12 protein-coding genes are annotated in these 12,003 nt (G+C 67.8%); 4 read left to right on the plus strand and 8 right to left on the minus strand.

Annotated elements, in window-relative coordinates; translation table 11 throughout:
• Positions 1 to 53 precede the first annotated feature (53 nt).
• Positions 54 to 923 (plus strand): 3'-5' exonuclease, encoded by an 870-nt coding sequence (locus ACYCO6_RS23945; RefSeq protein ID WP_459763969.1) that lies wholly within the window; start codon positions 54 to 56, stop codon positions 921 to 923.
• 142 nt (positions 924 to 1,065) lie between these two features.
• Here ACYCO6_RS23945 and ACYCO6_RS23950 read toward each other — a convergent pair whose 3' ends face one another.
• A complete protein-coding gene (locus tag ACYCO6_RS23950) occupies positions 1,066 to 3,267 on the minus strand; it encodes a 3-hydroxyacyl-CoA dehydrogenase NAD-binding domain-containing protein (RefSeq protein ID WP_459763971.1) in 2,202 nt (733 codons plus the stop codon).
• Positions 3,268 to 3,380: 113 nt separating this feature from the next.
• Here ACYCO6_RS23950 and ACYCO6_RS23955 point away from each other — a divergent pair, with 113 nt between their 5' ends.
• On the plus strand, positions 3,381 to 4,160 hold the full coding sequence (locus ACYCO6_RS23955; protein WP_459763973.1) for an EAL domain-containing protein: 780 nt from the start codon (positions 3,381 to 3,383) through the stop codon (positions 4,158 to 4,160).
• Between the two features lie 33 nt (positions 4,161 to 4,193).
• Here ACYCO6_RS23955 and ACYCO6_RS23960 read toward each other — a convergent pair whose 3' ends face one another.
• The 4 genes from ACYCO6_RS23960 to rpsT all read right to left on the minus strand — a co-directional run bounded on the left by ACYCO6_RS23960 (position 4,194) and on the right by rpsT (position 8,546).
• Entirely contained in the window at positions 4,194 to 4,700 is a 507-nt protein-coding gene (locus ACYCO6_RS23960) for a hypothetical protein (protein WP_459763975.1), read from the minus strand.
• A gap of 120 nt (positions 4,701 to 4,820) precedes the next feature.
• The gene (locus ACYCO6_RS23965) at positions 4,821 to 6,029 is read right to left on the minus strand and encodes an acetyl-CoA C-acetyltransferase (protein WP_459763977.1); all 1,209 of its coding nucleotides are present in this window, start codon (positions 6,027 to 6,029) and stop codon (positions 4,821 to 4,823) included.
• Positions 6,030 to 6,301: 272 nt separating this feature from the next.
• The gene (dnaA, locus tag ACYCO6_RS23970) at positions 6,302 to 7,795 is read right to left on the minus strand and encodes a chromosomal replication initiator protein DnaA (protein WP_459763979.1); all 1,494 of its coding nucleotides are present in this window, start codon (positions 7,793 to 7,795) and stop codon (positions 6,302 to 6,304) included.
• Positions 7,796 to 8,279: 484 nt separating this feature from the next.
• Positions 8,280 to 8,546 (minus strand): 30S ribosomal protein S20, encoded by a 267-nt coding sequence (gene rpsT, locus ACYCO6_RS23975; protein WP_012317029.1) that lies wholly within the window; start codon positions 8,544 to 8,546, stop codon positions 8,280 to 8,282.
• A gap of 325 nt (positions 8,547 to 8,871) precedes the next feature.
• On the opposite strand from rpsT, the gene ACYCO6_RS23980 reads away from it, so the two are divergent.
• Positions 8,872 to 9,261, plus strand: coding sequence for a hypothetical protein (locus tag ACYCO6_RS23980; RefSeq protein WP_459763982.1), 390 nt, complete (start codon positions 8,872 to 8,874; stop codon positions 9,259 to 9,261).
• Between the two features lie 283 nt (positions 9,262 to 9,544).
• On the opposite strand, the gene ccmB is transcribed toward ACYCO6_RS23980, so the two are convergent.
• Both ccmB and ccmA read right to left on the minus strand, forming a co-directional pair.
• On the minus strand, positions 9,545 to 10,213 hold the full coding sequence (ccmB, locus tag ACYCO6_RS23985) for a heme exporter protein CcmB (RefSeq protein ID WP_238292222.1): 669 nt from the start codon (positions 10,211 to 10,213) through the stop codon (positions 9,545 to 9,547).
• The gene (gene ccmA, locus ACYCO6_RS23990) at positions 10,210 to 10,848 is read right to left on the minus strand and encodes a heme ABC exporter ATP-binding protein CcmA (RefSeq protein ID WP_459763985.1); all 639 of its coding nucleotides are present in this window, start codon (positions 10,846 to 10,848) and stop codon (positions 10,210 to 10,212) included. The genes ccmB and ccmA overlap by 4 nt, the downstream gene beginning before the upstream one ends.
• Before the next feature lie 127 nt (positions 10,849 to 10,975).
• Here ccmA and ACYCO6_RS23995 point away from each other — a divergent pair, with 127 nt between their 5' ends.
• Positions 10,976 to 11,161, plus strand: coding sequence for a hypothetical protein (locus ACYCO6_RS23995; protein ID WP_459763987.1), 186 nt, complete (start codon positions 10,976 to 10,978; stop codon positions 11,159 to 11,161).
• Here ACYCO6_RS23995 and ACYCO6_RS24000 read toward each other — a convergent pair whose 3' ends face one another.
• Positions 11,162 to 11,935 carry an RNA methyltransferase gene (locus ACYCO6_RS24000; RefSeq protein WP_459763989.1) on the minus strand — a complete coding sequence of 258 codons (774 nt, stop codon included), beginning with the start codon at positions 11,933 to 11,935 and terminating at the stop codon, positions 11,162 to 11,164.
• Positions 11,936 to 12,003: the final 68 nt, after the last annotated feature.

Here is a 12,003-nt window from a genome sequence, read left to right on the forward strand (position 1 = left end):
CTAGAGCTCCCGGAGAACACCCGGAGAACGCACCCCGGCATGGTTGACCCGCGATGACGGTCCTGGCCCTCGACTTCGAGACGGCCAACGAGCGGCGCGACAGCGCCTGTGCGGTGGGGCTCGCCTGGATCGCGGATGGCCGGGTCGTGCGCCGGAAGAGTCATCTGATCCGTCCGCCCGAGATGCGGTTCGCGCCGGGCAACATCCGGGTCCACGGCATCCTGCCGGCGAACGTCGCCGACGAACCCGCCTTCGGTGCCGTCATGGCACCCTACCTGGACGACCTGGCGAACGGGCTGATCCTGGCCCACAACGCGAGTTTCGACATCGGCGTCCTGCGGGCCGGCCTCGCCCGGGCGGGGCTGCCGGTGCCGGCCCTGTCGTATCTCTGCACGGTTCAGGTGGCGCGCCGGGTCTTCCCGGCTGCGGAGGGCTGCGGCCTCGGGAAGGTGGCCCGGCGTCTGGGCATCCGCTTCGAGCATCACGACGCTGGCGAGGACGCCTATGCCTGCGCGGAGATCGCCCTGGCGGCGATGCGTGAGACCGAAGCGGCCGATATGCACGGCCTCGCGACGGCGATCGGCGTACCGGTAACCCGGGCCACGGGTGGCCCCGCCCTTCCACGCCGTCCGTCCGGTGCGATCACCGGGCGAGCGATGGCGGCCTTTCCGGACGCGCCCGCTGCTCTCAGCTTCACCATGCGGGGCTCGACCGGCAACCGGTACGACGTGGTCTTGGAAGAGCGCGCCGGCGGGCCGCAACTGCGCTGCTCGTGCACGGCCGGGCGCTACGGGATGCGCTGCCGCCACGTGAAGGCGCTCGAGGTCGGCGACATCACCGATCTGCTCTCGGACAACGCGTCCGAACTCGTTCAGCTCGCCCGCATTCTCCGGGCCAAGCTTCCGGCCGCCGGCGCCGCGTGACGGCCTTGGGTCTCGCAGCGAACTGCCAGGTTATCGTCTGCGGGCCACGGACTTGTCCTGGGGGCAGCTGCGACTTCACCGCCGCTATATCGGGCAGGCGCTCTATGCCGGACGCCCCGACAGGGCGTCCGGCAGGCCGATCTCAGGCGGCGCGCTTCTCGGCTTCCGCGTAGAAGGTACCGCCGCGCTCGGCCATCGTGACGAGGTTGTCGGGCACCCGGAACCGGGGACCGTGCTTGGCCTCAAGCCTGCGCGCGAGATCGACGAAGGCCGCCGCACCCATGAAGTCGATGTAGGACAGGGCGCCCCCGGTGAACGGCGCGAAGCCGAAGCCCAGGATCGAGCCGACATCGGCCTCGCGCGGGTCGGTCACCACCCCCTCGCCCACCGTGCGGGCGGCCTCCAGCGCCTGCACCACCAGGAGCCGCTGCTTCAACTCGGTGAAGTCGACGGCGTCGGGGTCGAGGCGGTTCGGCTGCAGGTCCTTCAGGCCGGGCCAGAGGCGCTTCGGCGCGCCCTCCGGGTAGTCGTAGAAGCCCTTGCGGTTCTTTCGGCCGAGCCGGCCCTGGTGCTCGACCATCTCGGACAGGATCGCCTTCTGCGCCGGATCGACGGCACCCTCCCCCACCTGGGCCTCTGTGGCCTTGGCGATCTTGAGCACAAGGTCGAGGGCGACCTCGTCGTTCAACGAGAGCGGCCCGACCGGCATCCCCGCCTGGCGGCCGGCGCTCTCGATCATCGCGGGCGGCACGCCCTCGGCGAGCATCTTGTGGCCTTCCAGGATGTAGGCGCCGACACAGCGGTTGGCGAAGAAACCGCGGGCGTCGTTGACCACGATCGGGGTTTTCTTGATCAGGCGGACATAGTCGAGGGCCGTGGCCAGGGCCGCGGCACCGGTCTCCTGCCCCATGATGATCTCGACCAGCATCATCTTCTCGACGGGCGAGAAGAAGTGGATGCCGACGAACTGCGCCGGCCGCTGCGAGCTCTTGGCGAGGCCGGTGATCGGCAGGGTGGAGGTGTTCGAGGCGAAGATCGCGTCGGGGCGGATTACCGCCTCGACCTTCTGGATCACTTCGGCCTTCACCCTGGGATCCTCGAACACCGCCTCGATGACGAGGTCGCACTCGGCGAGTGCGCCGTGATCCGCCGTGGCGGTGATGCGGCCGAGGAGTGCGTCCCTGTCGGCGGTCTTGGCGCGGCCCTTGTTGATCTGGCCGGTGATCAGCGTGTGGGCATGGGCCTTGCCCTTCTCGGCGGCCTCGATCGACTGGTCGACGAGCACCACCTCGATGCCGGCCTGCGCGGTGACGTAGGCCACCCCCGCGCCCATGAAGCCGGCGCCGATCACGCCGACCCGGCGCAGGCTGGTCGGCGGAACGTCCTTCGGACGACGCGCCCCCTTGTTGAGCTCGCCCATGGAGATGAACAGCGTCCGGATCATCGCGGCCGCCTCGGTCGAGCGCAAGATATGCGCGAAGTACCGGCTCTCGACGCGCAGGGCGAGATCCATCGGCAGCTGCAGACCCTCGTAGACGGAGGCCAGGATCGCTTTCGCGGCGGGGTAGTTGTCGTGGGTCTCGCGCCGATAGATGGCGTTGGCCGGAGGCCAGATCATCATGCCGGCAGGCGAATAGACCTTGCCGGACGGTGCCTTGAACTTCGGCATGTCCCAGGGCGCCACCGCCGAGCCGCCGTCGCGGATCCAGGCCTTGGCACGTTCGACGATCTCGGCCTGCGGCGCAACCGCGTGGATCAGCCCCATGCCCTTGGCCATCGGCGCGCGGATCTGCTCACCCTTGAACAGCATCTGGAGCGCGTCGCCGGTCTGCATCAGCCGAGCAACCCGCTGCGTGCCGCCGCCGCCCGGGAACAGGCCGACCTTGATCTCGGGCAGCCCGACCCGCGTCTTCGCATCGTCGGAGGCGACCCGGTAATGGCAGGACAGCGCCAGCTCGAAGGCGCCGCCCAGGCACAGACCCTGGATCGCCGCCGCGAAGGGTTTGCCGCAGGTCTCGAGGCGGCGGAACAGCAGCGAGAGCCGCCGGGAGGCCTCGAAGAAGTGGCGCATCGCCACCTCCTCACCCTGCTCGGCCTTGAGCTGCTCGTAGGCCCGGCCGAGCCCCTGGAGCATGGTCAGGTCGGCACCGCCGGAGAAGTTCTCCTTCCCGGTGGTCATGACGCAGCCCTTGATCGCTGGATCGGACGCCACCTGCTCGATGATCTGCTCAAGCTGGTCCATCACGCCTTCGGTGATCACGTTCATCGAACGGCCGGGCATGTCCCAGGTCGCCAGGGCGATGCCGTCGGGATCGGTCTCGAAGCGGAAATCGGTCAGCGTCATGATGCCGTCCTCCCAGAATTGCGCCGACGATTCAGCGGCGAGCTTGCATTAAGGTTGCGTTGAGCGCGATGGCGCATGATCCGGCTGTCGAGGGGCACCGACGGACGCCAGACATGACGAAGACCATCGGCTGCCGCGCCTGCCGCGCCGGCACCAATCTCGACTTCGAGTTCACGATGGCCTTCCAGCCGATCCTCGATATCGGCACAGGAACCGTCTGGGCCTACGAGGCGCTCGTGCGCGGCCCCAACGGGGAGCCGGCCTACACAATCCTCGACCGGGTGACCGACGAGAACCGCTACCAGTTCGACCAGGCTGCCCGCGTGAAGGCGATCGAGCTCGCAGGCCGCCTGTTCCCCCGCGACAGCGACACGCGTCTGTCCATCAACTTCATGCCGAACGCGGTCTACGAACCGAACGCCTGCATCCGGGCTTCGCTGGACGCCGCCCACCGCGTCGACTTCGCGCATCGGCGTATCATGTTCGAGTTCACCGAGCAGGAGCGGTTCCGGGATACCGAGCACGTGAAGGGCATTGTCGCCGCCTATCGGAAGCAGGGCTTCCTGACGGCGCTTGACGATTTCGGCGCCGGCTTCGCGGGGCTCAGCCTGCTGGCCAATTTCCGCCCCGACCTGATCAAGATCGACATGGATCTCCTGCGCGGCATCGACACCGATGCCGGGCGCTACGCGATCGTGTCGGGCGTCGTCGCCATCGCCCGGGCCCTCGGCGTGACGGTACTGGCCGAGGGCGTCGAGACCGCGGCGGAGCTCGACGCCCTGCGCGGCCTCGGGATCACGCTCGTGCAGGGCTACCATTTCGCCAAGCCGCGCCTGGAGGGCCTGCCCCAGGTTGCAGGCTTCATGCCGATGACAGCCACGCGCGCGGCCTGAGGCCGGCCGGACGCGCGGGGCCGCCATGGCCGCTTACTTCGGAGCCGGGACCGGCGCCGCCGCGGGCGGCACCGGCGGCGTGCCGGGCTTCGGCGCGTTGTCCGTCGCCGAGGCCACAGCGAGCATGTTGAGCAGCTTGGTGACCGAATTCTGCGAGATCGCCGTCACCGAGGAGTTCGGATCGGCGTTCATGGTCTGGAACTTGAGGTAGGTGGGATCGGAGTAGATCTCATCGAGATGCTTCAGCTCGGCGAGGCTGAACTTCTCGGCGTATTCCTTCGACAAGCCCTCGATCATGATGCCGCGCTGCTTCTCGAACTCGGCCGTGAGTTCCTTGCGCACGGCCTCGGCGCGGGCCTCCTGCATCGGCGCGACGGTCTTCTCCAGGGCGACGTTGAAGCCCGTTTGAAGGTTCTTGATCAGGGTCTTGTTGACGAGCGTCGTAGCGGCGGCGACCCGGTCCGCAGCGTCGTCGGCGCGGGCAGCGAGCGGCAGGCTCAGAGTAACGCCCAGGCAGAGCGTCGCGATCAGGCGGTTCAAGGGCTTGTCTCCCATGGTCTTATCGTCCGGCCCGGACACGGGCCGGCCGTCGCCCGCGCCTCTAGCAGCGTTCCCGGACTTTGGGGAGCGGCGCTGCGCCGCCCCGGGCAGGGTCTGAGGTCACACCCGCTCGATGATCGTGGCGGTACCCATGCCGGCACCGATGCAGAGCGTGATCAGCGCCCGCTCCTTGCCGGTCCGCTCCAACTCGTCGAGGGCTGTGCCGAGGATCATCGCACCCGTGGCACCCAGGGGATGACCCAATGCGATGGCGCCGCCGTTCACGTTGACCGCTTCCGGGTCGAGGTCGAAGGCCTGGCAGAAGCGCAGGACAACCGCCGCGAAGGCCTCATTCACCTCGAACAGGTCGATGTCCGACAGACTCATACCGGCCCGGTCCAGGACCTTACGGGTGACGTCCACAGGCCCGGTGAGCATCAGGGCCGGATCCGAGCCGATATTGGCGAAAGCCCGGATCCGGGCGCGCGGGCGCAGCCCCGCGGCCTGGCCGGCCGCCCTGGAACCGACCAGCACGGCGGCGGCACCGTCCACGATGCCGGACGAGTTGCCGGCATGATGGACATGCTCCACGGTCTCCACGTCCGGATGCGCGTCGGTGGCTACGGCATCGAAGCCGCCCATCTGGCCCATCTGGACGAACGACGGCTTCAGCGACGCCAGGGACTGCATGTCGGTGCCCGGGCGCATGTGCTCGTCCCGGTCGAGCAGCGTGATGCCGTTCACGTCCCGGACCGGCACGACGGAGCGCTCGAACAGCCCCTCCCCCCAGGACTTGGCCGCGCGCGCTTGCGAGCGCACCGCGTAGGCGTCGCAATCGTCCCGGCTGAAGCCGTATTTGGTGGCGATGAGATCCGCCGAGACGCCCTGCGGCATGAAGTAGGATTTGATAGCGATCGCCGGATCGACCGGCCAAGCGCCGCCCGACGCGCCGATCCCGATGCGGCTCATCGATTCGACGCCGCCGCCCACCGCCATTTCGTGCTGGCCGCTCATGATCTGCGCCGCGGCGAAGTTCACCGCGTCGAGGCCGGAGGCGCAGAAGCGGTTGATCTGCACGCCCGGGACATGCGCCCCGTAATCGGCCACCAGGGCTGCGGCGCGGGCGATGTCGCCGCCCGCCTCACCCACGGGATCGACGCAGCCCAGCACCACGTCGTCGACGAGGCCGGTGTCGAGGCCGGTGCGATCCTTAAGGGCGCGCAGGGCCGTCTCCGCCAAGCGGAGCGCGGTCACCTCGTGGAGGGATCCATCCGCCTTTCCGCGTCCGCGCGGCGTGCGAACGTGGTCGTAGATGAAGGCGTCCGTCATCAGCACTTCCCCGCGGTGTCAATCCTCGCCTGTCGGCGGCGCGGCCTTACAGGGCCGTCTCGGATCGCGCCAGTCTGCCACGGCGCGCGCGCCCTCGGCCAGCCCCGAATCCCTCGGTTCCGGCGGAGAGCGCGTGACAAGGCGTGCGACTTGGAAATGCTCACCTCGGAGGCGCGCCGATCCCCAATGACCAGACAGCGCTCCCGATGCATCATGAGGTGACACGCGCCGGCACTCGAACAGTATCGGCCCCACCGGGTCTAGGCGCGAGTCTAGTCCTGGAGCATGCGCTTCAGGAGTTCGACCTCATCACCGAGCACGGAATCTTCACCGATCTGCTTCTCGATCTTGCGCACGGCGTGAAGCACCGTGGTGTGATCACGGCCACCGAACCGCCGGCCGATTTCGGGCAGCGAACGCAGGGTCAGCACTTTGGAGAGGTACATGGCGATCTGACGCGGCTTGACCACCGCGGCGGTGCGCCGTTCCGACAGGATGTCGGAACGGGAGACGTTGTAGCGCGAGGCCACGAGCTTCTGGATGTCCTCGATCTTGATGCGCTTCGGCTCGCGGTTCTTCACGAGGTCCCGGATGGCGCTCTCAGCGGTCTCCATCGTCACGGCGGTACCGGTGAGCGTGGCATGCGCCAGGAGACGGTTCACCGCACCCTCGAGGTCACGCCCGTTGGCCGTGATCGCGCGCGCCACGTAGGCCGCCACCTGCGGGGAGACGTCGAAGCCCGGATGCGAGGCCCGCACCGCAGCGAGGCGCGCCGACAGGATCGAGACGCGCAGGGCTTCATCGAGGGCGGTGATCTCGACGACGAGGCCGCCGCCCAGGCGCGAGCGGACCCGCTCGTCCAGAGCCTCCAACTCGGTCGGAGGCCGGTCCGAGGCGACCACGACCTGCCGTCCCGCGTCGATGAGCGCGTTGATCGTGTGACCGAACTCGGCCTGGATCGACTTGCCCTGGATGAACTGGACGTCGTCGAGGATCAGCAGGTCGATGCCGCGCAGCCGCTCCTTGTAGGCCAGCGCCGACTGGGTCTTCAGGGCGTTGACGAAGCCGTACATGAAGCGGTCGGCGGTCAGGTAGATGACCCGGCGTCCGGCCTCGCGGGCGGCGTGGCCGATGCCGTGCAGTAGGTGCGTCTTGCCCAGGCCGACGCCGGCATGGAGATAGAGCGGGTTATAGAGCGCGCCCTCGCCCTGGTGGTTGGCCACGCGCTCGGCGGCGGCGTGGGCCAGGGCGTTGGAGCGCCCGATGACGAAGCTCGCGAAGGTCAGCCGAGCGTCGAGCGGCGTGCCGCTGAGATCGCCACCGGCATCCGCATTGCGGGGCTCCGGCGCGGGCGCCACCGCGGCGACCGGGACCGGCGCACCGGTGGCGTGGAGGCGGGCGAGCGGTCCGCTGGCGGGGTTGGGTTTCGACACGCCCGCGGCGACCGGCCGGACCGGGGCGCCGGTCCCGCGCACGCCGACCTCGATCCGCGCGATTTCCTCGACCTCCGCCTTGAAGGTGTTCAGCACGCGATCGAGGTAATGCGACTCGATCCAGCTCTTGAGGAAGCGCGTCGGGACCGTGAGCCGGGCCGTGCCGCTCGCGACCGTCTCCAGCTCCAAGCGGGCGAACCAGCTTGCGAAGACGTCTTCGCCGAGCTCCGCGCGGAGCCGGCGCTTCACCCGCGCCCAGGCGGATCCGTAATCCGCGTTGCCGCCGCCGCGGCCGCCCTCATCGTCGCTCGCCACCGTTCCGTCGACACGCATCACTGGCTCTCCCGACGCAGCCCACGGAGTCCCGCAGGCCGCGCGTACGCACGATTTACGCCCACAGCGTCCCGCATGAACCGGCGGGACAGAGTACCTCGAACGGAGTCAACCCCAACGCGAGGAACTTTTGCCGATTGGGAGAGCCTATCAACAATTACCTACAGTTCCTTTAACAGTGGGACTTGCGGGGACGGCGTGGATTCCCATTCGCAAGTGTTCCCACCCGAGCCGAACACAGGGGCTAGAGTCTTGACGAATCGAATCGATTCGCCCGAGTCCCGAAATCGCTGCGTTTTGCTTGGTTGGTGTCAGTTTCTGTTAAGCTACACGCCGTTCCTAGACTCTGCAATGTCGTAGATTCTTGGGTAGGGTTAACGCTTCGCGCCGCGGGGCGCCTCGGGGCCCGCCGAGCCGGAACGCAGACACGAAAAAGCCCGGCGCGAAGGCCGGGCTTTGGATCGTCTCAGGTTTTAGGCCGAGTTCAGGCGGCGAGCGCCTTCACCCGGGCCGCCAGGCGTGAAACCTTCCGCGAGGCATTGTTCTTGTGAACGATGCCGTGCTGGGCGGCGCGCATCATCTCGGGCTCGGCGGCACGCAGGGCGGCGAGCGCGTCCTGCTGGTTGCCGGAGGCGATGGCCTCCTCGACCTTGCGGACGAAGGTGCGCATGCGCGAGCGGCGCGAGCGGTTGATCGCCGTGCGCTTGGCGATCTTGCGGGTCATCTTCTTGGCCGAGGCGGTGTTGGCCATTGAATCCTCGTTCTCTTCGTCGGGCGATGCCGACGGGCCGGCTCTGCCGGAAATCGGTCGTCGCGTCAGGTTGTCTGGCGATGGCCGAGACGCAGCGCGCGCGAAAGCGCGGCCCCTCGGCGAAGCGCGCTGTATAGACACGGCCCGGTGTCGCGTCAACGCATCGCGGGCGAACCGGAGGCCACCGCGGAAGGCACCAAGGACCTTAGCGGCTAAACTAGATTACTTTTCCTTGTTTTTAAGTTAGATTTCCCATCGATCGCCGCCCGCGACGCTGGAGAAGAGGGCGGTCCGTGTGTCCGTCTCACGCGAGTCAACATCCGAGATGGCGCTGCTGCGCAACCTCGTGGCCGCCCGCAAGATTGACCTCAAGTTTTTCAAGCCGCGGCTCGCTCTCCAACGCGCCTCCTCACCCGAACAGCCTCGTGTACCAGCCGGCCAGCCCCATGCCGGAGAGCGGACGCGCGAAGAGGAAGGCTCTCACAGTCGGTCGAACTATCTTCAAGTTGCCGAAACATGTCAGGATTACATTCCTGCCAATTGTCTAGAAAAGATCGATCCTGGATTTCCCAGCCTATTTTCCCCTATGAACATATCAGAATTGAAGTCCGCCGCTAAAGTCAACGGACCAAACGCCAGAAAAGCATACAACCAATCATTCGAAAATCGCAAAAAAATAAGGGGTTGCAACTATGGAACCCGCAGTCACCTATAAGGTTTTGCAGACTCTCGAAGACACGAAAGTGAAATTTCGCCTCTCTCGTGACCGCCCGGACACAATGAGGGTCGACGCTACGCTATACGGGTTGCGTCTCGAAGTTGAATGCTTCGACGCCAATCACGTCGAGGTGTCAAGATTCAGACGCACCGAAGACGTTGATGGAAGATATGATTACCTCCAGAAAATTTTATCCCAAAATATTATGGAATAATGCTAGCAATTAGATATAACAGTCGACGGCGCAGCAACCGAAGCGCCGACCGCTCAGGAGTTAAGGTCACTCCGGCCACCGCAGCGCCGCCGCCGCCGCCAACGTCCCGACCACGGCGGCGATCAGCGTCAGCGCCGCCAGCACCGCCAGCGGCACCAGGAAAGGCACCGTGCCGCCGCTCGCCGCTTGGGCGGCCGAGACGCCGAAGATCAGCGTCGGGATCATCAGCGGCAGCACCAGCACGGCCAGGATCAGGCCGCCCCGCCGAATCGAGGCCGTCAGCGCCGCGCCCACCGCGCCGATGAAGCTGAGCGCCGGCGTGCCGGCCAGCAGCGTCAGGGACGTGGCGCCCATGGCGGTACCGTCGAGGGCGACGAGGAGTCCGAAGAGCGGCGCGGCGAGGACAAGGGGCAGTCCCGTGGTCAGCCAGTGCGCCGCGACCTTGCCGAGCACCACCAGTTCGAGCGGCACCGGCGCGGCGGTCATCAGGTCCAGGGAGCCGTCCTCCTCGTCGGCCTGGAACAGGCGGTCGAGGCCGATCAGCGTCGCCAGCACCGCCGCGAGCCAGAGGATCGCCGGCCCGATCCGCGACAGCAGGTTGAGGTCGGGCCCGAGGGCGAAGGGCACCAGGGCGACGATCATCAGGAAGAAGACCAGCGACAGGGCGCCGGAGCCGCCGACGCGGCCGGCAAGGCGCAGGTCGCGGGCGATCAGGGCGAGAACAGCGCGGATCACGCCCACTCCTCCACGATGTCCGCCGCGGGCCCCGGAACAGCCGCCTCGATGTGCAACTCCGCCGCGCCGGCGAGCCCGAGTGACTGGTGCGTCGCCGCGATCACGAGGCCGCCGCTGACCCGGTGCTCCTCCATCAAGCCGGCCAGTACCGCCTGCGAGGCCGTGTCGAGGGCTGCGGTGGGTTCGTCCAGAAGCCAGAGCGGCCGGGCGCAGACGAGGAGCCGCGCCAGGGCCACGCGCCGCCGCTGACCCGCCGAGAGATAGGCCACCGGCAGATCATGGGCGTGGCCGAGGCCGAGCCGCGCCAGCGCTTCGCGCGGGCGCAGGCGCGGTGCTCCCAGAAGCCGCTGCGCGAACAGGAGGTTCTCACCCGCCGTCAGAGAACTCTTCAGCCCGTCGCGGTGGCCGACCGCGTGCAGGCATTCAGGCAGGCTCGCTTCTCCCACATCGGCGACAGCGATCCGTCCGGCATCCGGCCGCAGCCGGCCGGATAGGATGGCGAGGAGGCTGGACTTGCCGGCGCCGTTCCGTCCGGTGACCGCCAGGGCGTCGCCGGGTCCGAGCGCGAAGGACAGATTGGAAAAGATCCGGCGGCCGGAGCGGCGGCAGGCCAGATTGTCCACGCTGAGACGCACCCGATACTCCGACCTCTTGCCGCCGCCGGGCCGCAACCCCACGCCTCGTCGACTCCATGCCCGATTGCGAACCGGAACGGAACCGCACAGCCTAGCTGGGCTTTCGTTCTGCTATGGAGGTTTGCCCATGGCCGAGGCGAGAAACCCGAGCGAGGCGGAGGTCGCCGCGACGGCTGACGCCGTGGCCGGTCGCGCCAAGATCGAGGCGCGGATGGCCCGGTGCACGGCCGAGGAACGGGCGGCATTCTGGGAGGCGGTCGGGCGCTGCTTCGGCGGCGGCAAGCAGCTGGATATGAAGGCGAGCGCCGAGTAATCAGGTACCTTTCCGGATGAGCGCCCGGAGTGCGCCCCGGAAGGTCCGCACATCCTGCTCGGTCAGGCTCATGCGGTGGAGCATGTCTCGCATGTTGCGGGCGATGATCTCCTTCTTCTCCGGCGGGTAGAACCCGGCACCGTCGAGGGCGGATTCGACGCTTTCGAACAGCGCAATCAGCGCCTCACGGGTGGCCGGCGGCGAGAGCAGCTCCCCCGAGAAGGGCAGCCGTGCCCGCCCACTCGCCTGACGCCAAGTGTAGCCGACCAGCAGAACCGCCTGAGCGAGATTCAGCGATGGGAAATCCGGCGAGACCGGGAAGGTGATGATCGCGTCGGCCAGCGACACCTCGTCGTTGGTGAGCCCGACCCGCTCGCGGCCGAACATCACCGCCGTCCGCTGACCCTCCCGGGCGACGAGTTCGCCCATGGCCTCCTCGGGCGAGAACACGCGCTTCATCTGACCGCGCTCGCGCGCCGTGGTGGCCAGGACGTAATGGCAATCTGCGATCGCTTCGGCGACGCTGCCGAAGATGGTCGCTCGGTCCAAGACATGCGTAGCGCCGGAGGCCGCCTCGCGCACGCCCTTCTTGGGCCAGCCGTTCTTCGGGTTGACGAGGCGCAGCTCCGACAGGCCGAAATTCGCCATGGCGCGCGCCGTCATGCCGATATTCTCGGCGAGCTGAGGCTCCACCAAGATCACCGCCGGCGCCACGCCGGGCGGGATCTCCAGAGTCTTTCTCGGGGCGTCGCCCTGTGCGTCTCGGCTCGTCATGACGGCCCTCTGGCATGCTCAGCCCTCGCCCGTCGAGGGGCGGGTGACGAAGCCGCCCGGATGACAGT

It is taken from the genome of Methylobacterium sp. CM6257 (assembly GCF_054611515.1).

What these genes read in the sequence shown, in the direction of transcription:
- ACYCO6_RS23950 (WP_459763971.1), bottom strand. Translation starts at nt 3,267, where the DNA reads ATGACGCTGACCGATTTCCGCTTCGAGACCGATCCCGACGGCATCGCC.
- ACYCO6_RS23980 (WP_459763982.1), top strand. Translation starts at nt 8,872, where the DNA reads ATGGCGCTGCTGCGCAACCTCGTGGCCGCCCGCAAGATTGACCTCAAG.
- ACYCO6_RS23995 (WP_459763987.1), top strand. Translation starts at nt 10,976, where the DNA reads ATGGCCGAGGCGAGAAACCCGAGCGAGGCGGAGGTCGCCGCGACGGCT.
- dnaA (WP_459763979.1), bottom strand. Translation starts at nt 7,795, where the DNA reads ATGCGTGTCGACGGAACGGTGGCGAGCGACGATGAGGGCGGCCGCGGC.
- ACYCO6_RS23955 (WP_459763973.1), top strand. Translation starts at nt 3,381, where the DNA reads ATGACGAAGACCATCGGCTGCCGCGCCTGCCGCGCCGGCACCAATCTC.
- rpsT (WP_012317029.1), bottom strand. Translation starts at nt 8,546, where the DNA reads ATGGCCAACACCGCCTCGGCCAAGAAGATGACCCGCAAGATCGCCAAG.
- ACYCO6_RS24000 (WP_459763989.1), bottom strand. Translation starts at nt 11,935, where the DNA reads ATGACGAGCCGAGACGCACAGGGCGACGCCCCGAGAAAGACTCTGGAG.
- ACYCO6_RS23965 (WP_459763977.1), bottom strand. Translation starts at nt 6,029, where the DNA reads ATGACGGACGCCTTCATCTACGACCACGTTCGCACGCCGCGCGGACGC.
- ACYCO6_RS23945 (WP_459763969.1), top strand. Translation starts at nt 54, where the DNA reads ATGACGGTCCTGGCCCTCGACTTCGAGACGGCCAACGAGCGGCGCGAC.